The organism is Blastococcus sp. MG754426 (genome assembly GCF_021699055.1).
In the GTDB taxonomy this organism is placed as follows: Bacteria; Actinomycetota; Actinomycetes; order Mycobacteriales; family Geodermatophilaceae; genus Blastococcus.
This window is the reverse complement of the sequence record NZ_SSXC01000031.1, coordinates 50,730-70,345: the sequence shown is the minus strand read 5'-3', so window position 1 is coordinate 70,345 and position 19,616 is coordinate 50,730. Positions and strand designations below refer to the sequence as shown.

Annotated in this window: 16 protein-coding genes; 14 read left to right on the top strand and 2 right to left on the bottom strand. The window is 74.8% G+C overall.

The features are described 5' to 3' along the window. The 11 genes from E9549_RS12160 to E9549_RS12110 form a co-directional block, all read left to right on the top strand. The coding region (locus tag E9549_RS12160; RefSeq protein ID WP_236826799.1) for an ABC transporter ATP-binding protein at positions 1-2,049 on the top strand (2,049 nt) is incomplete at its 5' end. After that, a complete protein-coding gene (locus tag E9549_RS12155; RefSeq protein WP_236826798.1) occupies positions 2,046-3,059 on the top strand; it encodes an ABC transporter permease in 1,014 nt (337 codons plus the stop codon). The genes E9549_RS12160 and E9549_RS12155, both read left to right, overlap by 4 nt. Then, positions 3,056-4,015: an ABC transporter permease gene (locus tag E9549_RS12150; protein ID WP_236826797.1), complete on the top strand. Its 960-nt coding sequence runs from the start codon at positions 3,056-3,058 to the stop codon at positions 4,013-4,015. Before E9549_RS12155 ends, E9549_RS12150 begins: the two co-directional genes overlap by 4 nt. A 61-nt stretch (positions 4,016-4,076) precedes the next feature. Then, positions 4,077-4,448, top strand: a complete 372-nt coding sequence (locus E9549_RS12145) for a PPOX class F420-dependent oxidoreductase (protein ID WP_236826796.1) — start codon at positions 4,077-4,079, stop codon at positions 4,446-4,448. Positions 4,449-4,518: 70 nt separating this feature from the next. Next, the gene (locus tag E9549_RS12140; RefSeq protein ID WP_236826795.1) at positions 4,519-7,584 is read left to right on the top strand and encodes a sialidase family protein; all 3,066 of its coding nucleotides are present in this window, start codon (positions 4,519-4,521) and stop codon (positions 7,582-7,584) included. Between the two features lie 165 nt (positions 7,585-7,749). Beyond that, positions 7,750-8,634 (top strand): TIGR03619 family F420-dependent LLM class oxidoreductase, encoded by an 885-nt coding sequence (locus tag E9549_RS12135; protein ID WP_236826794.1) that lies wholly within the window; start codon positions 7,750-7,752, stop codon positions 8,632-8,634. Positions 8,635-8,707: 73 nt separating this feature from the next. Further along, positions 8,708-9,472 (top strand): SDR family NAD(P)-dependent oxidoreductase, encoded by a 765-nt coding sequence (locus tag E9549_RS12130; protein ID WP_236826793.1) that lies wholly within the window; start codon positions 8,708-8,710, stop codon positions 9,470-9,472. 58 nt (positions 9,473-9,530) lie between these two features. Continuing rightward, positions 9,531-10,976, top strand: a complete 1,446-nt coding sequence (locus E9549_RS12125) for an NAD(P)/FAD-dependent oxidoreductase (RefSeq protein ID WP_236826792.1) — start codon at positions 9,531-9,533, stop codon at positions 10,974-10,976. Beyond that, on the top strand, positions 10,966-12,207 hold the full coding sequence (locus E9549_RS12120; protein ID WP_236826791.1) for an FAD-binding oxidoreductase: 1,242 nt from the start codon (positions 10,966-10,968) through the stop codon (positions 12,205-12,207). The genes E9549_RS12125 and E9549_RS12120 overlap by 11 nt, the downstream gene beginning before the upstream one ends. A 12-nt stretch (positions 12,208-12,219) precedes the next feature. Beyond that, positions 12,220-13,143, top strand: coding sequence for a dihydrodipicolinate synthase family protein (locus E9549_RS12115; RefSeq protein ID WP_236826790.1), 924 nt, complete (start codon positions 12,220-12,222; stop codon positions 13,141-13,143). After that, complete coding sequence (locus E9549_RS12110; protein WP_236826789.1) at positions 13,140-14,138, top strand: VOC family protein; 999 nt, start codon at positions 13,140-13,142, stop codon at positions 14,136-14,138. Before E9549_RS12115 ends, E9549_RS12110 begins: the two co-directional genes overlap by 4 nt. On the opposite strand, the gene E9549_RS12105 is transcribed toward E9549_RS12110, so the two are convergent. Beyond that, complete coding sequence (locus E9549_RS12105; protein WP_236826788.1) at positions 14,108-14,458, bottom strand: (2Fe-2S)-binding protein; 351 nt, start codon at positions 14,456-14,458, stop codon at positions 14,108-14,110. The genes E9549_RS12110 and E9549_RS12105 overlap by 31 nt on opposite strands. A gap of 132 nt (positions 14,459-14,590) precedes the next feature. Here E9549_RS12105 and E9549_RS12100 point away from each other — a divergent pair, with 132 nt between their 5' ends. The 3 genes from E9549_RS12100 to gcvPB are packed head-to-tail and all read left to right on the top strand — an operon-like array spanning position 14,591 to position 18,686. Further along, positions 14,591-15,685: an ATP-NAD kinase family protein gene (locus E9549_RS12100; protein WP_236826787.1), complete on the top strand. Its 1,095-nt coding sequence runs from the start codon at positions 14,591-14,593 to the stop codon at positions 15,683-15,685. 41 nt (positions 15,686-15,726) lie between these two features. After that, positions 15,727-17,139 carry an aminomethyl-transferring glycine dehydrogenase subunit GcvPA gene (gcvPA, locus tag E9549_RS12095; RefSeq protein ID WP_236826786.1) on the top strand — a complete coding sequence of 471 codons (1,413 nt, stop codon included), beginning with the start codon at positions 15,727-15,729 and terminating at the stop codon, positions 17,137-17,139. Then, positions 17,136-18,686, top strand: coding sequence for an aminomethyl-transferring glycine dehydrogenase subunit GcvPB (gcvPB, locus tag E9549_RS12090; RefSeq protein ID WP_236826785.1), 1,551 nt, complete (start codon positions 17,136-17,138; stop codon positions 18,684-18,686). The genes gcvPA and gcvPB overlap by 4 nt, the downstream gene beginning before the upstream one ends. A gap of 106 nt (positions 18,687-18,792) precedes the next feature. On the opposite strand, the gene E9549_RS12085 is transcribed toward gcvPB, so the two are convergent. Continuing rightward, on the bottom strand, positions 18,793-19,608 hold the full coding sequence (locus E9549_RS12085) for an IclR family transcriptional regulator C-terminal domain-containing protein (protein WP_236826784.1): 816 nt from the start codon (positions 19,606-19,608) through the stop codon (positions 18,793-18,795). Positions 19,609-19,616: the final 8 nt, after the last annotated feature.

Genomic DNA, 19,616 nt, shown 5'->3' with positions numbered 1-19,616 from the left:
CCTCCCGCCCCCCTGGCCACCCACCCGAGCGGAGCAACTGTGCTGCTGACCGTCGAGAACCTCGATGTCTCGTTCCCGACCGGCGACGGGGTCCTCCACGCCGTGCGCGACGTGTCGTTCGAGCTGGACGCCGGAGAGACCGTCGTCATCGTCGGGGAATCCGGCTCCGGGAAGTCGGTCAGCACGCAGGCCATGGTGGGCCTGGCCAGGGGAGCGGAGGTGAGCGGCCGCGCGGTCTTCGAGGGCCGCGACCTGCTGACCATGTCGCCGGCCGAGCTGCGCGGCGTGCGCGGCGCGCGCATCGGCATGGTCTTCCAGGACCCGCTGTCGAGCCTGCACCCGCAGTACCGCGTCGGCTGGCAGATCGCCGAGGCGTTGAGGGCGCACGGCGTGCCGGCCGGTGAGGCCCGCAAACGCGTCGTCGAGCTGCTCGGCGAGGTGGGCATCCCCGCGCCCGAGCGCCGCGCCGACGACTACCCGCACCAGTTCTCCGGCGGCATGCGCCAGCGCGTGATGATGGCCCTCGCGCTGGCGCTGCGGCCGGCGTTGCTCGTCGCCGACGAGCCGACGACGGCGCTGGACGTGACCGTCCAGGCCCAGCTGCTCCAGCTGCTGGAGGACCTGCAGCGCGAGCACGGCACCGCGATCATCATGATCACCCACGACCTCGGTGTGGTGACCGAGGTGGCCGACCGCGTGCTCACCATGTACGGCGGGCGGATCGTCGAGCGGGGCACCCGCGACGAGCTCTTCGCCCGCCCCCACCACCCCTACACCCGCGGGCTGCTCGCCTCGGTCCCGCGCGGTGGCCAGCGGTCGGCGGCCCTCGTCCCGATCCCCGGCCAGCCGCCGAGCCTGCTGGTCGACCGCCCGGTCTGCTCGTTCGCGCCCCGGTGCGCGCACCCCATGCCCGAGTGCCTGGAGCAGCGCCCCCCGGAGCAGCACGTCGCCGGCACGCAGTCCTCGGCCTGCCTGCTCCCCGCATCGCACGCGGGACCGGTCGTGCTGCCGCCGGCCGTGCACGCCTCCACGACCGAGCCGGCCCGCGGCGCCACCCCGCTCGCCCGCCTCACCGACGTCACGGTGCACTTCCCCGGGCCGCGGAAGGGAATCCTGGGCCGGGTGGCGGACCCGGTCCGCGCGGTCGACGGCGTGAGCCTGGAGGTCCACGAGGGCGAGACGCTCGGCATCGTGGGGGAGTCCGGCTGCGGCAAGTCGACGCTGGCCCGGGTGCTCACCGGGCTGATCCCGCCCACCGGGGGCTCGGTCGAGATCGGCGGCCGGAGCATGGCGGAGCTGTCCGCCGCCGAGCGCCGGGCGATCCGGCAGGACGTGCAGCTGATCTTCCAGGACCCGTACGGAGCACTGAACCCCCAGCGCAGGGTGGGCTCGATCATCGCCGACCCGCTGGTCATCCACGGGCGCAAGGACGGGGTGCGCAGCCGCGTCCAGGAGCTCATGGAGCTCGTCGGCCTGAACCCGGAGCACTACAACCGCTTCCCGGCCGAGTTCTCCGGCGGGCAGCGCCAGCGCATCGGCATCGCCCGCGCGCTGGCGCTCAACCCCAGGCTCGTGGTCTGCGACGAGCCGGTGTCGGCGCTGGACGTCTCCATCCAGGCGCAGATCCTCAACCTGCTCGCGGAGCTGCAGCGCGAGCTCGGCCTGACCTACGTCTTCATCGCCCACGACCTCGCCGTCGTGGAGCACGTCGCCGACCGGCTGGCCGTCATGTACCTGGGCAAGGTCGTGGAGACGGGGCCGACCGAACGGGTGTACGCCGACCCGCGGCACCCCTACACGCGGGCCCTGCTCGACGCCGCCCCGACGCTGGAGCTGGACGAGACGCGCGCCGGTGGCCGCGTCCTGCTGCAGGGCGACGTCCCCTCGCCCATCGCGCCGCCGGCCGGCTGCCGGTTCCACCCGCGCTGCCCCGTGGCGCAGCCGGACTGCAGCGACGAGGTGCCGGCGCTGGTCCCGAAGGCAGGTGACGGTCCGGAGCGGGCGGCCGCGTGCATCCATCCGCTGACCCGTGTGGAGGCCCTCCGGTGACCGCGTCCACGATGAACATGAGCCACGTGACCGACGACGCCCCCGTCACGGCGCGCAGCCCGCTGCAGCTGGCGTTGCGCCGGCTGCGGGCCGACCGGGTGGCGGTCGCCTCGGCGGCGGTGATCGCCCTGGCGGTCGTGGTCGCCCTCGCGGCCCCCCTGGCGACCGTCCTGACCGGCCACGACCCCAACATGCAGTACCGCGAGACGGGGCTGGACTCCTTCGGGACGCCGGTGGGGCCGAACTCGGAGTTCTGGCTCGGCACCGACCAACTCGGTCGCGACCTGTTCGTGCGGCTGGCCTACGGGGCGCGCATCTCCCTGCTGGTGGGGGCGCTGGCCACCGTGTGCAGCCTCGGGATCGGCACCCTCGTCGGGCTGGTCGCCGGCTTCCGCCGGGGCAAGGTCGACGTCGTCCTGAACTGGTTGATGGACACCACGCTCTCCCTGCCCCAGCTGCTCTTCGCCATCTCGCTGGTCTCCCTGGCCGGGCCGGGCCTCGCGGTGACCGTGGCGGTGATCGTGCTGTTCACCTGGGCGCCGATCGCCCGCGTCGTCCGCGGTCAGGTGCTCTCGCTGCGGGAGCGCGAGTTCGTGGAGGCCGCGACGTCGCTCGGGGCGAAGAACCGGCGGATCATGGCCGTCGACATCCTCCCGAACCTCCTCGTGCCCATCGTCATCTACGGCACGCTGCTGGTGCCGCAGGCGATCGTGTTCGAGGCGATGCTGTCCTTCCTCGGGCTCGGCGTGCTGCCGCCCACCGCCACCTGGGGGAACATGCTCGCGGCCGCGTCCGCCGGCAGCCTCTACACGGTCGCCTGGTGGATGGTCGCCTTCCCAGCCGCGGCGCTGCTCGCCCTCACGCTCGCCTTCAACCTGCTCGGCGACTCGGTGCGCGACGCGCTCGACCCGCGGCACTCCTTCCGCACCGAGCGGGCGAAGAAGGCGCGGCGCAAGGCCCTGGCCGCCGACGCGGCCCGCGACGAGAAGGCCGAGGAGATCCGGTCGTGACCCGCTTCCTGCTGCGCCGGATCGCCTCCGGCCTGCTGACGCTGTTCGCCATCAGCGTCCTGATGTTCACCCTGTTCTACGTCGCGCCCAACGACCCGGCACGGACGCTGGCCGGCCCGCAGGCCACCAACGCGCAGGTCGACCAGGTGCGCGAGCGCCTGGGGCTGGACCAGCCGGTCCTCGAGCGCTACGGCCAGTTCGTGGAGGGCCTGCTGCGGGGCGACCTCGGCTACTCGTACTACAACCAGGAGCCGGTGCTCGACACGATCGTCAGCCGGCTGCCGGTGACGGCCTCGGTGGCGTTCGGGGCGATCGCCGTGGCGCTGGTCGTCGGCGTCCTCGTGGGGATCGCCGCGGCGCGGCGCCCGGGTTCCCTGCTCGACCGGGCCAGCACGCTGTTCGTGCTCAGCGGGCTCAGCGTCCCGACGTTCGTGCTCGGGCTCGTGCTGCTCTACCTGCTCTTCTACCAGCTGACGACCAACGGCCTGCCGATCTTCCCGGCGGCCGGGTACGTGCCGTTCACCGAGAACCCGGCGGAGTGGGCGCGCCACCTGGTGCTGCCGTGGATCACCGTCGCCTTCGTCACCGCGGCGACCTACGCCCGGCTGACGCGGGGCCAGCTGCTCGGCGTGCTCGAGGAGGACTACATCCGGACGGCCCGCAGCAAGGGGCTGTCGGAGCGCCGGGTGGTGTACCGGCACGGGCTGCGCAGCTCGGTCACCCCGATCTTCACCCAGTTCGGCCTCGACCTCGGCCTGCTCATGGGCGGCCTGGTGGTGACCGAGCAGATCTTCGGCCTCAACGGCATCGGCCGCGTGGCCGTCGACTCGGTCACCCGCGGCGACCAGCCGGTGATCGTCGGCGTCATGCTGGTGGCGTCCTTCTTCGTCGTCCTCGCGAACATCCTCGTGGACCTGGGCTACGCCCTGCTCGACTCCCGCGTCCGGGTCGCGTGACACCGGTCCCGTCCCCGACCCCGTCGCGCGGCGCGCGACCCGATGCCCTGGAGGCACCACCATGCTGAGCGACGACGTCCGCGAGCTCGCCAAGGGCAAGAACTTCGCGACGTTGACGACCCTGCGTCCCGACGGCCAGCCCGTGGCGCAGGTGATGTGGGTCGACTGCGACGACGACCACGTGCTGATCAACACCGAGGTGCACCGGGCGAAGTTCAAGAACGTGCAGAACGACCCGCGCGTGGTGGTCTGCATCATCGACTCCGCGAACCCCTACCACTACGCCGAGGTGCGGGGCCGGGTCGTCGACGTCGTGCACGGTGATGCGGCGCGCAGCCACGCCGACGACCTCGCGCAGCTCTACTTCGGCCGCCCCTACGACCCGGCGCAGATCACGAGCGCCCGCGCGATCCTGCGCATCGAGCCCCTCTGACCCGCACCCGCCGCCACAGGGGCCGGCGCCTGCCCGGCCCCGCGAACCGAACCTGGGAGAACACCGCTCCATGACCACGGCCGACCTCAGCTCGGCGCTGCGCTGGCGCAGCGTCGGTCCCTCCCGCGGTGGGCGCAGCGTCGCCGTCGCGGGGCACCCCGACCAGCCGGCCGTCGCCTACTTCGGCGCCTGCGCCGGCGGGGTGTGGCGCACCGACGACGGCGGCACCTACTGGCGCAACGTGTCCGACGGCTGGCTGACCAGCTCGGCGATCGGCGCCATCGCGCTGGCGCCGTCGCGCCCGTCCACCGTGTGGGTGGGGACCGGCGAGGCGTGCGTGCGCAACAACGTCGTGCAGGGCGACGGGGTCTACCGGTCGCTGGACGACGGGGCGACGTGGCAGCACCGCGGACTGGCGGAGACCCGGCACATCTCCCGGGTGCGGGTGCACCCCGGGCGCCCGGAGACGGTGGTGGTCGCCGCGCTCGGGGACATCTTCAGCGCCGGTGGCGAGCGGGGCGTCTACCGCACCGACGACGACGGCGAGACCTGGGAGCGCATCCTCCACGTCGACGAGCACACCGGCGCCGCCGACCTGAGCCTCGACCCGAACGACCCCGACGTCATGTTCGCCGCCATGTGGCAGGCGATCCGGCACCCGTGGGACATGCGCAGCGGGGGCCCCGGCAGCGACCTCTTCCGCACCCTGGACGGCGGCCGGACCTGGGAGCCGATGAGCGCCTCACCCGGCTTCCCGACGGGGCTGCTGGGGCGGATCGGGGTGTCGGTCTCGCCGGCACGGCCCGAGCGCGTCTACGCGGTGGTCGAGGCCGAGGGCGAGCAGAGCGGCCTCTACCGGAGCGACGACCGCGGCGGTTCCTGGACCCGGGTGAACGCGGAGTCCGGCCAGACCGGCCGCCCCTGGTACTACAGCCACGTGTTCGCCGACCCGGTGGACGCCGACACCGTCTACACCTGCAACCTCTCGTTCTGGCGGTCGCGCGACGGCGGGGAGACGTTCACGCAGGTGCAGACCCCGCACGGTGACAACCACGACCTGTGGATCGACCCCCGCGACCCCCAGCGCCTGGTGCAGGGGAACGACGGCGGCGCCTGCATCAGCTACAACGGCGGGCAGACCTTCTCCTCGATCTACAACCAGTCGACCGCCCAGATCTACCGGGTCGACATCGGGCGGGAGTTCCCCTTCGACCTCTACGGCACCCAGCAGGACAACTCCGGCATCCGGGTGCCGTCGCGTTCCTGGAAGGGCGCGATCCGCTGGCCCGACTGCCTCGAGCTCGGCGAGGCCGAGGCGGGGGACGTGGCCTGCGACCCGGCCGACCCGCGGTTCGTCGTCGTCGGCGGCGCGGGGTTCGGCCACCCCGGCCCGCTGCTGCGCTTCGACCAGGTGACCGAGCAACCGCAGGACATCGCCGTCTGGGTCGAGCACTTCATGGGTACCGCGCCCTCCACCCACCGGCACCGCTTCGGCTGGACCTACCCGATCGAGTTCTCCCAGCACGACCCCGGCCTGCTCTACGTGGCCGGCGAGCGGGTCTTCCGCTCCGCGGACAAGGGCATGTCCTGGGAGGCGATCAGCCCCGACCTGACCCGCGACGACCCCTCGAAGCAGACCGCGAGCGGGGGCCCCATCACGCCGGACACCACCGGCGCGGAGGTCTACTGCACGATCTACGCCTTCGCGGAGTCGCCGCTGGACCCCGCGGAGCTCTGGGCCGGCAGCGACGACGGGCTGGTGCACGTCACCCGGGACGGCGGCGAGACCTGGCACGACGTCACCCCGCCGGAGCTGCCGCCGTTCACGACGGTCACGCGCATCGAGGTGTCGCGGCACGCCTCCGGCACCGCGTACGTCGCCGCGCACGGCTACCGGATCGGTGACCGTGCCCCCTACCTCTGGCGCACCGAGGACCACGGCCGGTCGTGGGAGTCGCTCGCGGCCGGGCTGCCCGCCGGGGAGTGGCTGCGCTCGGTCCGGGAGGACCCGGCCCGCGCCGGGTTGCTGTACGTGGGCACCGAGCGCGCCGCCCGGTACTCCGCCGACGGCGGCCGCACCTGGGCGCCGCTGGGCTCGGCGCTGCCGCCGGTGCCGGTCTACGACCTCAAGGTGCGCGACCACGAGCTGGTCGCCGCCACGCACGGTCGCGGGTTCTGGGTGCTCGACGACCTGACGCCGGTGCGCGAGGCGGCGGTGGAGGACTCGCTCGTGCTGCACACCCCGCCGCTGGTGTACCGCTACCCGACGCCGACCGGCTTCGACATGCCGGGCGAGGGCACGTGGGTCGGGGGGTTCCCGGGTGTGCCCCTCGGCGGCGCGTCGTTCACCGTGGAGCGGGACGAGGACGGCACCACGCGCAACGTGGTCATCGACGGCGGGGAGAACCCGCCCAACGGCCTGGCGGTCTGGTACCGCGCCGGCGCCGACCTCGCGGACCAGCCGGTGACGCTGCGCATCACGGACAGCGCCGGCGCGGTGCTCCGCACGCTGTCCAGCGAACCGGTCGAGGGCCGGCCGGCGCCGACGCCCGCGGTGCGGCCGGCGCGGACCGGGCTCCAGCGGCTGGTCTGGGACCTGCGCGTGGAACCGGCGGTGAGCGCGCCCGGCGAGGACGGGTCGGTCGAGGCGGTGACCCCCGGGCCGCGGGTCCCACCGGGCAGCTACGGCGTCGAGCTGGTCGTGGGCGACCAGCGGCGGCGCGCAAGGGTGCGGGTGGTGCGCGACCCGCGGATCTTCAGCGACGACGCGGCGCTCCAGGCCCAGTACGAGCTGCTCGTGCGGGTCCGGGACCGGCTCGACGACATCGGGGTGGCCGTCTCCCGGATCCGGAGCGCGCGTGCGGCCGGTGACGGGCTCCCGCCCGAGGTCGACGGCGAGCTCGAGCGGCTCGAGAAGCTGCTGCTCGGCAGTGCCACCAACCACGCGGACGAGCTGAAGCGGCCGCCGGGGCTGGTCGCGAAGCTCAAGCTGCTCCCGGAGATCGTGGTCGAGCTCTCCGACACCGCACCCACGGCGGCCACCCGGGCCGTGCTCGACCAGCTCGACGGGGCCGTGCGCGAGCTGGAGCTGGAGCTGGACGCGGCGCTGGCCGGCGTCGCCGTCCCCTCCGCCTGACGCACCCCGCTCCCGGACCCCGCGCCGCCCGCCCGGTGGCGCGGGGCCGGTGGCGCGTGACCTGCCGGATGTTCGCCCAGCGCACGGAGTGGTCGCTTGACGAACACCCGCGCCATGGGCTCTAGTGATCGCAGCTCATCGGCGGTGGACGGAGGGAGGCGCGGGGTGCGGATCGGCGCGAAGGTGCCCAGCAGCGGGCCGCTCCCCGTCGAGCGGGGGATCGGGGCGATGGCCCGCACCCTCGAGGACGCCGGCTTCGCCTCCCTGTGGGTCAGCGACCACGTGGTGCTGCCCGGGACGATCCGCTCGCACTACCCCTTCACGGCCGACGGCCGGGCCACGTGGGACACGCACACCCCCTACTTCGACGCGCTGGTCGCGCTGACGCTCGCCGCCGCGGCGACGCGGCGCGCCTCGCTCGGCACCGCGGTGCTGGTCCTCCCGCTGCGGGCCCCGTTGGTGCTGGCCAAGCAGGCCGCCTCGCTGGACGTGCTCAGCGGCGGGCGGCTGCGGCTGGGCGTCGGCGCCGGCTGGCTGCGCGAGGAGTTCCACGCGCTCGGCGTGCCGTTCGGGCAGCGCGGTGCACGCCTGGAGGAGTGGATCGCGATCCTGCGCGACTGCTGGACCGGGGCGCCCGCCGCGCGGCGCTACGAGCACTACGAGGTGCCCGAGGACGTGCTGTGCCTGCCGCGGCCCGCGGGACCGGTCCCGCTGCTGGTCGGCGGCCACTCGCCGGTGGCGCTGGGGCGGGCCGGCCGCCTGGCCGAGGGGTGGCTGGCCCAGCAGTCGCTGGACGCCCTGGACGTCGCCGAGCTCGCCGCGGGGCGCGAGGCGGTGCACCACGCGGCCGCCGGAGCGGGCCGGCAACCCGCCGCCACGTCGGTCGTGCTGCGCCTGGTCGACTCCGCCGGTCGCAGCGACGAGGTCGCCCGGCGGCTCCCCGAGCTGGCCGCGGCCGGGGTGGACGAGGTCGTCGTCGACGTCGACTGGGCCGACGACGGCGACCCGGGGCGCGCCGCGGCCCGGCTGCTCGAGGCGGCCGGTCCGTGAGGGCCCCGGCCGGGAGACCACGCGGGTGCGCCGGCACCCGCACGCGGACGAGCAGGGGACGAGGAGCACGGTCGTGGACGACCTGAGTGGCAGGACGGTGCTGCTGACCGGTGCCTCCCGTGGCATCGGCGCGGCGACCGCGCGGATCCTGGGCGAGGCCGGTGCCGACGTCGTCGCGCACTACGGCGGCCACCGGCAGGGCGCCGCCGAGGCGGTCGCGGGCCTCGGTCCGGGGCGGAGCCTGCTGCTGCAGGCCGATCTCGCGCAGCCCGGCTCGGGCCGGGAGCTGTGGCGTCGCGCCGTGGCATGGAAGGGCCGGGTCGACGTGCTCGTCGTCAACGCCGCGGTGATGCCCGAGACCCCCTGGGACGCCACCGACGAGGACTGGGACCACGGGTGGGAGACTGCGATGCGGGTCAACGTGCTCGAGCCCGCGAGCCTCGTCCGGGAGGCGGTGCGGCACTGGCTGGCACAGGGCGGCGGCACGCTGGTGACCCTGTCCAGCTGGGCGGCGCAGCGCGGCTCGGCGATCCCGCAGCTGCCGGCGTACGCCGCCTCGAAGTCGGCGGTCAAGGCGCTCACCCAGACGGTCGCCCGCAACCACGCCGCCGACGGGATCCTCGCCTACGTCGTGGCGCCCGGCATCGTGCGCACCCGGCTCTCGGAGATCTCCGCGGCGACCCGGGGTGGCATCGACGCCGTCAACGCGGGGCTGGCCATGGGGGAGATGGTGCCGGCCGACGAGGTCGGCCGCCTGGTCGCCTGGCTCGCGACCGGCAGCTGCCGGCACCTCACCGGCGCGACGCTGGACGTCAACGGTGCCAGCTACATCCGCTGAACAGCCGGGCGCGGCGGCCGGACCGCACGCCCGGGCAGGAGGGACGGCAGGCGCGGGGATGGACGGAGCCACCGGGCGGTACGACCTCCTGGTCGTGGGCGGCGGGCCCGCCGGGATGGCCGCGGCCACCACGGCGCGGGAGCTCGGCCTCCACGTCGCGCTGGTCGACGAGCGGCCGAGCCTCGGCGGGCAGATCTACAAGCAGCCCGGCGAGGGCTTCGTGGTCCGGGACCACGCCGCGCTCGGCCGCGACCACGTCGCCGGCCGGGTGCTGATCGACGCCACGCAGCGCAGCGGCGCGCACGTCCTGCTGCGCACCTCCGTGCTGACCCTGCGCGACGGCGACGTCGTCCTCCACACCGAGGGCGAGCCGGTGCGCACCGTGCGCGCCGGTCGCGTCCTCCTGGCGCCCGGCGCGCACGACCGGCCGGTCGTCTTCCCCGGCTGGGACCTCCCCGGCGTGCTGACGGCCGGAGGGGCGCAGACGCTGGTCAAGACGCAGCGCGTGGCGCCGGGGGAGCGGGTCCTGTTCGCCGGCAGCGGACCCCTGGCGCTCGCCTTCCCCGCGCAGCTGCACGGCTACGGGGTCAACGTCGTCGCCGCCCTGGAGGCCGGGCCGCCGCCGGCTCCCCGCGACGCGCTCCGGCTGCTCGGCGCGGCGCGGGGGAACCGGCAGCTGCTGCTGGACGGGCTGCGCTACCGCGCGGCACTCCTCCGCGGACGGGTGCCCCTGCGCTACCGCCGGATCGTCGTCCGCGCCGAGGGCGGCGACCGCCTGGCGGCCGTCGTGCACGCCGCCGTGGACAGCGGGTGGCGGGTGCTCCCGGGGACCGAGGAGCGGATCGAGGTCGACACGCTCTGCCTGGGCTACGGCTTCTTCCCCTCCGTCGAGCTGATGCGGGTCGCCGGCTGCGCGCTGCGGTACGACGAGGACCTCGGCGGGCCGGTGGTCGAGCTCGACGAGTGGATGCGCACCTCGGTCCCCGGCGTGCTCGCCGCCGGCGACGGCACGGGCGTCGCCGGGGCGCTGGTGGCGGTCGACGAGGGCAGGCTCGCCGCGATCGGCGCGGCGCTGGACCTCGGCCGCCTGCCGCTGCCCGCCGCACGGGAGAGGGCGCGGCCGCTGCGTGCGCGACTGGACCGCAAGCGCGTCTTCCGGGAGGCGCTCGGCCGGCTCTACCGCGTGGGCCCCGGCGTCTACGACCTGGCCACCGCCGACACGGTGGTCTGCCGCTGCGAGGAGGTCACCTGCGCGGCCGTGGACCGCGCCGCGGAGACGACCGCCGACGTCAACGTCGTGAAGGGCTACACCCGCGCCGGCATGGGCCTGTGCCAGGGGCGCAGCTGCCAGCGGCAGGTCGCCGCACGGGTCGCCCGGCGTCACGGCCTGCGCCTGGCGGAGGTCCCCACCGGCACGCCGCGCTCCCCGGTGCGGCCGGTGCCGGCGTCGGCGGTCGCCGACGAGCAGCTGCAGGACGGAGGGTTCTTCACCCGTGACGCGTGATCCGGCACCCGGTGACGGGGCGGTGCTCTCCCCGTCGGCCGCCCACCTGCGGCAGGAGCTGCCCGCCGACACCGACGTGCTCGTGCTCGGCGGCGGTCTCGCCGGGTCCGCCGTGGCCTACTACCTCGCCCGCGAGGGGGTGGACGTCGTCCTCGTGGAGCGCGAGGAGCTGAACCGCCAGGCCTCGGGCACGAACGCGGGCAGCTTCCACTTCCAGATCGCGCTGCACCAGCTGACGGCGTGGGGCACCGACAACGTGCGCGACCGGCTGCTCGCCGAGGTGCGGCTGCACGCCCAGGCGGCGCGGATGTGGACCGAGCTGGAGCAGGAGCTCGACGCGCCGATGGGGGTGCACACCACCGGCGGGCTCATGGTGGCCGAGACCGACGCCGAGCTCCGGTTGCTCGTCGACAAGAACCGGATCGAGGCGGAGGCCGGGCTGGAGACGCAGGTGCTGCTCGCCGGCGAGCTGCGGGCCTTCGCGCCCTACCTGGCCGACGACCTCACCGGGGCGTCGTACTGCGCGACGGAGGGGCACGCCAACCCGCTCGTGTCGGCCCCGCTGTTCGCGCTGCGCGCCCAGCAGGCCGGCGCGGAGATCCGCACGCACGCCCGGGTGCGGGAGGTCGTCGCGCGCACGCCGGCGGGCACGGGTTTCACCGTCCGCACCGACGCGGGCACCATCCGGGCCCGGCGCGTGGTCAACGCGGCCGGCGCGTGGGCCGGCGAGGTCGCCCGCCTCAGCGGGCTGACCCTCCCGCTGCGGGCCGAGGGCCTGCACGTCAACGTGACCGAGCCGCGCGAGCACGTCCTGGACCCGCTGGTGCAGCACATCGGCCGTCGGCTCTCGCTCAAGCAGTCCGGCAACGGGACGTTCATCATCGGCGGCGGCTGGCCCTCCGCCCCCGCGCCCCACCCCTCCCGGCACACCACGCGGTGGGACAGCGCCGCCGGCAACATGGGCGTCGCCGTCCGGGTCATGCCCGGCCTCGCCGACGTCCGGGTCGTCCGCATGTGGACCGGCGTCATGGCGTTCACCGACGACCTCTCGCCGATCGTCGGGGAGTCCGGCGCCGTGCCGGGCTACTTCACCTGCATCGCGACGACGGGCTTCACGCTGAGCCCGCTGATGGCCCGGCTGCTCGCCGAGCACATGGCCCGCCCGTCGAGCCGCCCGCTGCCCCCGGAGTACTCGCCGGACCGCAACCCGGCCGGCCGCCCGGCCGCCTGACCGAGGAGAGACATGGATCGCACCGACGTGACCTGGCGCGGCTACTGGGCCGCCTGCCCGACCCCCTTCCGCGAGGACGGGGCGCTGGACCTGGACACCTTCCGGGATCTGCTGGACTTCTACGCCGGCGAGGGGCTGCACGGCGTGCTGGTGAACGGGACGAGCGGCGAGTGGTTCGCCCAGACCGACGCCGAGCGCCGCGCGGTGGCCGAGGCCGCCGTCGAGCACGTCGCGGGGCGGATGACCGTCGTGATCGGCTGCACCGACTACACGGCCGACCGGGTCGCCGGCCTCGCCCGGCACGCGATGGCCGCGGGCGCCGACGGCGTCGCCTCGACCCCGCCGCCGTACGCCAAGCCGTTCCCCGACGAGATCGTCGAGTTCTACCGCGACATCTCGCGGGCCACCGACGCCCCGCTCATGGTCTACAACTGGCCGCACGGCACCAGCGTCGACATCGGCACCGCGCTCGCCGAGCGGATCGCCGAGGTCGACACCGTCGTGGCCCTGAAGGACAGCACCCCCGACGTCGCGCAGTTCCACGCGACCGCCCGGGCACTCGCCGGCCGGGTCCGCGTCTTCGGCCAGTTCATGTCCACCGAGGGCTTCGAGGTGCTGCTGGGTGGCGCCGGCGACGGGACGATCGGCGGGGGGACCCTGTTCGGCGCGCCCGACCCGCAGTTCTGGGAGGCCTTCTGGCGGGGGGACCACGAGGTCTGCCGGGTCCACGCCAAGCGCATCGACGAGCTGTTCCCCCGGCTGTGGCTGCCCGGCGGGTGGGCCGGGCACTGGGGCGCCTACCAGAGCCAGCTCAAGGCGATCATGGCGATGCTCGGCCAGCCCGGTGGCGTGCCGCGGCGGCCCCGGCTGCCGGTGACCGACCCCGCGAGCCTGCAGGCGATCCGCGAGGTGCTCGTCCAGGGCGGCCTGCTGTGACCCCGGCCCCGCGCGTGCCGCTGCCCGGGGACGGCCCGGGTGCGGCGGGGGCGAGCGTCTTCCGCGGCGTCGACCACGTCGGCATCGGGGTCGGCGACATGGAGCGGGCGCTGGAGTTCTACGGGCGGCGGCTCGGCTTCACCGAGGTCGTCTTCGACCACTCCGGCGAGCTGCCGGGCCTGGAGGAGCTGACCCACCGGCAGCGGCGCGCCGCCCGCACGGTCATGCTGCGGCACGGGAACACCACCCGGCTGGGGCCGGGCCGCGTCAAGCTGGTCCAGGTGCTCGACGGCGACGGCTCGCCGCCCGCGCCCGCCGGTCAGCAGTACGGCGAGGTGGGCATCTGCGAGGTGTGCCTGCACGTGCACGACGTCGAGGCGGTGCACCGGCGGCTGGTCGACGAGCTGGGCTGCGAGCCGCTCATGGAACCCCTCAGCGCCGTGCTCGCACCGGACGACGTCCCTGCCGATCTCTCCTACATCGGTGACCCCTGGCGGGGGAAGATCGAGCTGATCGAGTGGACCGGCCTGCAGGAGACGCCGCCGGCGCAGCCGCGGGTGGAGGGCGTCAACCACGTCGCCTTCGGGGTGAGCGACATGGACGCCACCCGGGAGTTCTACGCCCGGCTGGGGTTCACCGAGCTCCTGTTCGAGTCGCACGGCTTCTTCGACGCCATGGCGCCCTGGTACAGCACCCGGCCGCTGCCCGACCAGCACTTCGTGCTGGCGCACGCCGCAGGGGGCGGAGCCGGCATCGAGCCCGTCCGGCTCTCGCCCCCGGGTCCGGACTGCCGCGGCGAGTGGGGGCACCTCGGCCCCATGGAGTTCGCCGTGGGGGTGACCGACCTCGACGCGGCCGTGAGCGAGCTGCGCGCGACCGGGGTGCGCTTCCGCAGCGACGTGCAGGCGGTCGACGTCGGCGCGGGGGAGTGGCGGTACGCCTACCTCGAGGACCCCGACGGGCTCTACGTCTCGCTGGTCGAAGAGCCCAGCTGACCGGTCCCGTCGCCGACGGCGCGCCAGCCCTGCTGCCGGGCGACCCGCATGCCGTCGGCGACGGGGGTCGTGCAGGCACGGGTGTTGGGGACGTCGTCCACCACCACGAGGCAGTCGAAGCAGACCCCCATGCCGCAGAAGACCCCGCGGGGCGCCCCGGACGGCGTCTCGCGGGTCGCGGCGTGCCCCTCCACCAGCAGCAGCGCCGCCACGCTCTCGCCGGCGTGCGCGGGAACGGGCCGGCCCTCGAGGAGCACGGTGACGGGGCGGCCGCGCTCCAGCGCGGGGCCCGTGGGCAGGCGGGAGGCGGAGGAGGGCACACCGCATGCTCGCAGGCCGGCGCAGCGGCGGGCAAGCGTGGACACGGCACGTTTCGCCCCCTATGTTCGGACAGCGGTGTTCATGTGCGTATGACGAACAGACGCGGAAGGGCTGTCGGACGGGGAGGGCGCGTGCTCGGAGTGCTCGTGAACCCGGTCGCCGGCATGGGCGGCCGGGTCGCCCTGCACGGCACGGACGGGGTGTGGGCCGACCGCGCGCGGGAGCGCGGCGCCGTCCCCCGCGCCGCCCGGCGCGCCGGTCAGGTCCTCGCGCAGATCGCCCGCTCGGCGCCCGGCACCACCGTGCTGGCGGCCGCGGGCGAGATGGGCGCGGACCCGGCCCGTGCCGCCGGGTTGACCGTGGAGGAGGTGCCGCGCGCAGGCACCGGGCCCACGACGGCGCGCGACACGCAAGAGGCCGCCCGGTGCATGCGCGACCAGGGGGTCGAGCTGCTCCTGTTCGCCGGTGGGGACGGGACCGCCCGGGACGTCCTGGCGGCGGTCGGCACCGACGTCCCCGTCCTCGGCGTGCCCTGCGGGGTCAAGATGCACTCCGCGGTGTTCGCGACCACCCCCCGCGCCGCCGGTGCGCTCGCCGCCCGCTTCCTCGCCGCACCCGGCCTGCCGGTCGCGGAGCGGGAGGTCGTGGACGTCGACCCGCTCAGCGGCTCCCCGGTGCTCCACGGCAGCGCCCTGGTGCCCCACGCGGCGGACCGGCTGCAGCGGAGCAAGGCCGGGTCGGCGCAGGACGACGACGCCGCACTGGACGCGCTGTGCCGGCAGCTGGCCGGTTCGCTGGAGCCCGACCGGCTCTACCTGGTCGGGCCGGGGACGACCACGGGCCGGCTGCTCCGGGCCCTGGGGCTGGACGGCTCGCTGCGCGGCGTGGACGCCGTGCGGGGCGGGCGCCTGGTGGGCCGGGACCTCACCGAGCGCGAGCTGCTCGGGCTCCTGGCGGCCCGGGGCCCGGCCTCGCTGTTCCTCGGCGTGGTCGGCGGCCAGGGCTTCCTCCTGGGCCGCGGGAACCAGCAGCTGAGCGCCGAGGTGCTGCGGCTCGTGGGCGACGACGTCGTGATCCTGGCCGGCGCGTCGAAGCTGGCCGCCCTGGACCCGCCGGTGCTCCACGTCGACCTCGACGACGACGCCGGCCCCGGCACCCCGCTCGCCGGCTACCGCCGCGTCCTGACCGCACCCGGCACGAGCACCGTCCTGCGGGTGGCCGGCTGAGCCGCCCGTCCGCCCCGTCCCCGCACCGATCCGGAGGTCCCATGCAGTCCCCGCAGAAGTCCCGAGCGCACCCGTACATGGCCAGCTCGACCGACGACGCCCGCGCCCAGATGCTGGCCGCCGTCGGCGCCCGGGAGGTCGAGGAGCTCTTCGAGCAGATCCCCGGTGACCACCGGGTCTCCCGGGGGATCTCGCTGCCGCCGCAGCTGGTGGCCGAGGCCGACCTGCGCCGCCACCTGACGGAGGTGCTGGGGCGCACCCGCTCCTGCGAGGAGAACCTCAGCTTCCTCGGCGCCGGGTGCTGGCAGCACCACGTGCCCGCCGTCTGCGACGAGATCGGCCGGCGCGCCGAGTTCCTGACGCCGGTGTGGGGCACGCCCTCGTCGGACCAGGGCCGGATGCAGGCGTGGTTCGAGTTCACCAGCCAGCTCGGCGAGCTGCTCGCGCTCGACTTCGTCGGCCTGCCCGTCTACAGCTGGGGTTGCGCCGCGGGCCACGCGCTCCGCATGGCCGCCCGGCTCACCGGCCGCGAGGAGGTGCTCGTGCCGCGGGGGATGGACCCCGAGCGGCTGGCGGTGGTCCGCAGCTACTGCGGCAGCCCGGAGCTGGAGCGCCACCTGCGGCTGGTGCCGGTCGAGCACGACCCCGCCACCGGCCGGCTGGACCTCGCCGACCTCCGCGGGAAGCTCGGTGGGCGCACGGCCGCGGTGTACGTGGAGACGCCCACGTACCTCGGCGTCGTCGAGTCCGACATGGCCGAGATCGCGGCGCTGGCCCGCGCCGCCGGCGCCGAGACGATCATGGGCGTGGACCCGATCTCGCTGGGCGTCCTCGCCCCGCCCGGTGAGCTCGGCGCCGACATCGCCGTCGGCACGACGCAGACGCTGGGCGTGCACATGAACGCCGGCGGCGGGGTGGGCGGCTTCATCGCCAGCCGCGACGAGGAGCGGTACGCGCGCGAGTTCCCCACGCTCAACGTCAGCATCTGCGACACCGTCGTGCCCGGTCAGCGGGGCTTCGGCATGACGCTGTTCGAGCAGTCCTCCTACGGCGCCCGGGAGGGCGGAAAGGACTGGACGGGCAACTCGGTCTACCTCTGGGCCGTGGTGAACGCGGTCTACATGTCGCTCATGGGGCCGCAGGGCTTCGTCGAGCTGGGCGAGACGGTGCTGCAGCGCAGCCACTACGCCGCCCGGCGCATCACCGAGCTCCCCGGGGTGGAGGTGCGCTGGCCGCAGGGCTTCTTCCGGGAGTTCGTCGTCGACTTCAGCGGCACCGGCCGCCGGGTGGCGGAGATCGACGCCGCCCTGCGCGACCGCGGCATCTTCGGCGGCAAGGATCTCAGCCAGGACTTCCCCGAGCTCGGTGAGGCGGCGCTGTACTGCGTCACCGAGGTCCACACGCAGACCGACGTCGACCGACTGGTCGAGGCCCTCCGAGAGGTGACGGCATGAGCGAGCAGCTGAGGCGCTACCACGCGGCGGTGTGGGACGAGCCGCTGGTGATGGAGATGGGTGCGCCCGGCCGGCGCGGCACCCGGATCCCCGACACCGAGCCGGGGATCGCCCAGACCGTCGGGCCGGCGGAGGACCTGGTGCCCCGGGGGATGCGCCGGGCGGCGCCCCCGGCGCTGCCGGAGCTCACCGAGCCCGAGGTGCAGCGGCACTACCTGCACCTGTCGCAGCAGACGATGGGCATGATGGGCATCAGCCTGTTCGGCACCTGCACCATGAAGTACAACCCGCAGCTGGGCGAGCAGGTGGTGGCCCGCCCCGAGGTCGCGGAGGTCCACCCCCACCAGCACGAGTCCACGATGCAGGGGCTGCTGCAGGTGGTGCACGACTTCGACCTGGTGCTCCGCGAGCTGTCGGGGATGGACCGCTTCGTGTTCCAGGCCGGCGGCGGGGCCGACGCCGCCTACCTGCACGCCTGCCTGACCCGGGCCTACCACGCCTCCCGCGGCGAGCTCGGGCAGCGGACGGAGATCATCACCACCGCGCAGGCGCACCCGTGCAACCCCGCGACGGCGGCGGCGGCCGGCTTCGACGTGATCACCCTGCCGCTGGAGGGGGACGGGTACCCGTCGGTGGCCGCGCTCGAGGCGGCGCTGTCGGACCGCACCGCCGCCCTCATGGTCAACAACCCCGACGACATGGGCATCTACAACCCTCACATCAAGCGGTGGGTGGAGCTCGTGCACGAGGCCGGCGGGCTCTGCTTCTACGACCACGCCAACTTCAACGGCGTCATGACCCGGATCCGGGCGGCCGACCTGGGTTTCGACGCCTGCATGTTCATGCTGCACAAGACCTTCGGCGTGGCCAAGGGCGGCGGCGGGCCGGCCGTCGGGGCCTACGGCTGCACCGCGGAGCTGGAGCGGTTCCTCCCCGGGCCGCTGGTGACCCGGGACGAGGAGGGCTACCACCTGGTCGAGCAGGGTCCGGAGGGCGTCGGCCGGGTGCGCGAGTTCCTGGGCAACGTCCCCCAGGTGGTCCGGGCCTACGCCTGGGCCCGCGCGATGGGTGCTGCCGGCATGCGGGAGGCCGCCGACATCTCCGTGCTGGCGAACAACTACATGGAGCAGCGGCTGCTGCGGATCCCGGGGGTCACCAAGTCCCAGCCGCACCTGACCGAGCGGCGGCTGGAGATGACCCGGTACAGCCTGGGGGAGCTCACCGAGCGCACCGGCGTCACCGCCCACGACGTGCAGAACCGCATGGTCGACTTCGGCATCGACGCCTTCTGGCTCAGCCACGAGCCGTGGATCGTCCCCGAGCCGTTCACCCCGGAGGCCGGGGAGATGTGGTCGAAGGAGGACCTCGACTACTGGATGGACGTGCTCGCCCACGTCTGCGACGAGGCCCACCGCGACCCCGACCTGGTGCGCACCGCGCCGCACCGGCAGGTCATCGGCCAGCTCGACGGCAGCGCCCTCGACGACCCGGAGCGGTGGGCCACCACCTGGCGGGCGCACCGGCGCAAGCGGCCGGCCGCGGGCTGAACGCCGCCCGGCGCACACCCGGCCGGGCCGTCCGGACGAGGAGGCGCCGCACCCGCGAGGGCGCGGCGCCTCCCACCGTCCCGGCGGCCCCGCTCGCGCCCGCCGGTCAGCGGTGCGCGGCCAGGACCCGGCTGATGGAGTCGGCGGTGGCGAGGAGCTCGGGCAGGAACTCCTTGCGAAGCTTCGCGGCGCTCACGCGCGAGGCGTGCGCGCTCACGTTGATGGCCGCGACCACCCGTCCCGACGCGTCGCGCACCGGCGCGGCCACCGACCGCACCCCTTCCTCGAGCTCCTGGTCGAGCAGCGCCCAGCCGCGCTTGCGCACGGTGGCCAGGACCTGGCGCAGCTCCTCCTCGTCGGTCACGGTGCGGGGGGTGAGCTTGGGGCGCTCGTAGTTCGCGAGCCTGGCGTCCAGCTCCTCGGGGGGCAGCGCGGCCAGCAGCACCCGGCCCATCGAGGTCGCGAACGCGGGCAGCCGCCGGCCCACGCTCATGCCGATCGTCATGATGCGGTTGGTCGCCGCCTGCGCGGTGTGCACGATGTCCCCGCCGTCCAGGACGCTCATCGAGCACGACTCCTGCAGCCGCGCGCTGAGGTCCTCGAGGTGGGACTGCGCGATCTGCGTGGCGCTGAAGGAGGACAGGTAGGCGTAGGCCAGGTCGAGCACCTTGGGCTTCAGGAAGAAGTGCCGCCCGTTGCTGCCGACGTAGTCGAGCTCCTCCAGCGTCAGGAGGAACCGCCGGGCCGCGGCGCGGGTCAGCCCCGAGTGCTGGGCCACCTCGGACAGGGTCAGCTCGCGGTTCTCCGCGGAGAACGAGCGGATGACGGCGAGCCCCCGGTCCAGCGACTGGACGAACTCGCGGGGTCGGCCGTCGTCGACGGGGCTCTCGCGGTCGTCCGCTGCGGGGTCATTTGTGCGCACAGCGCACA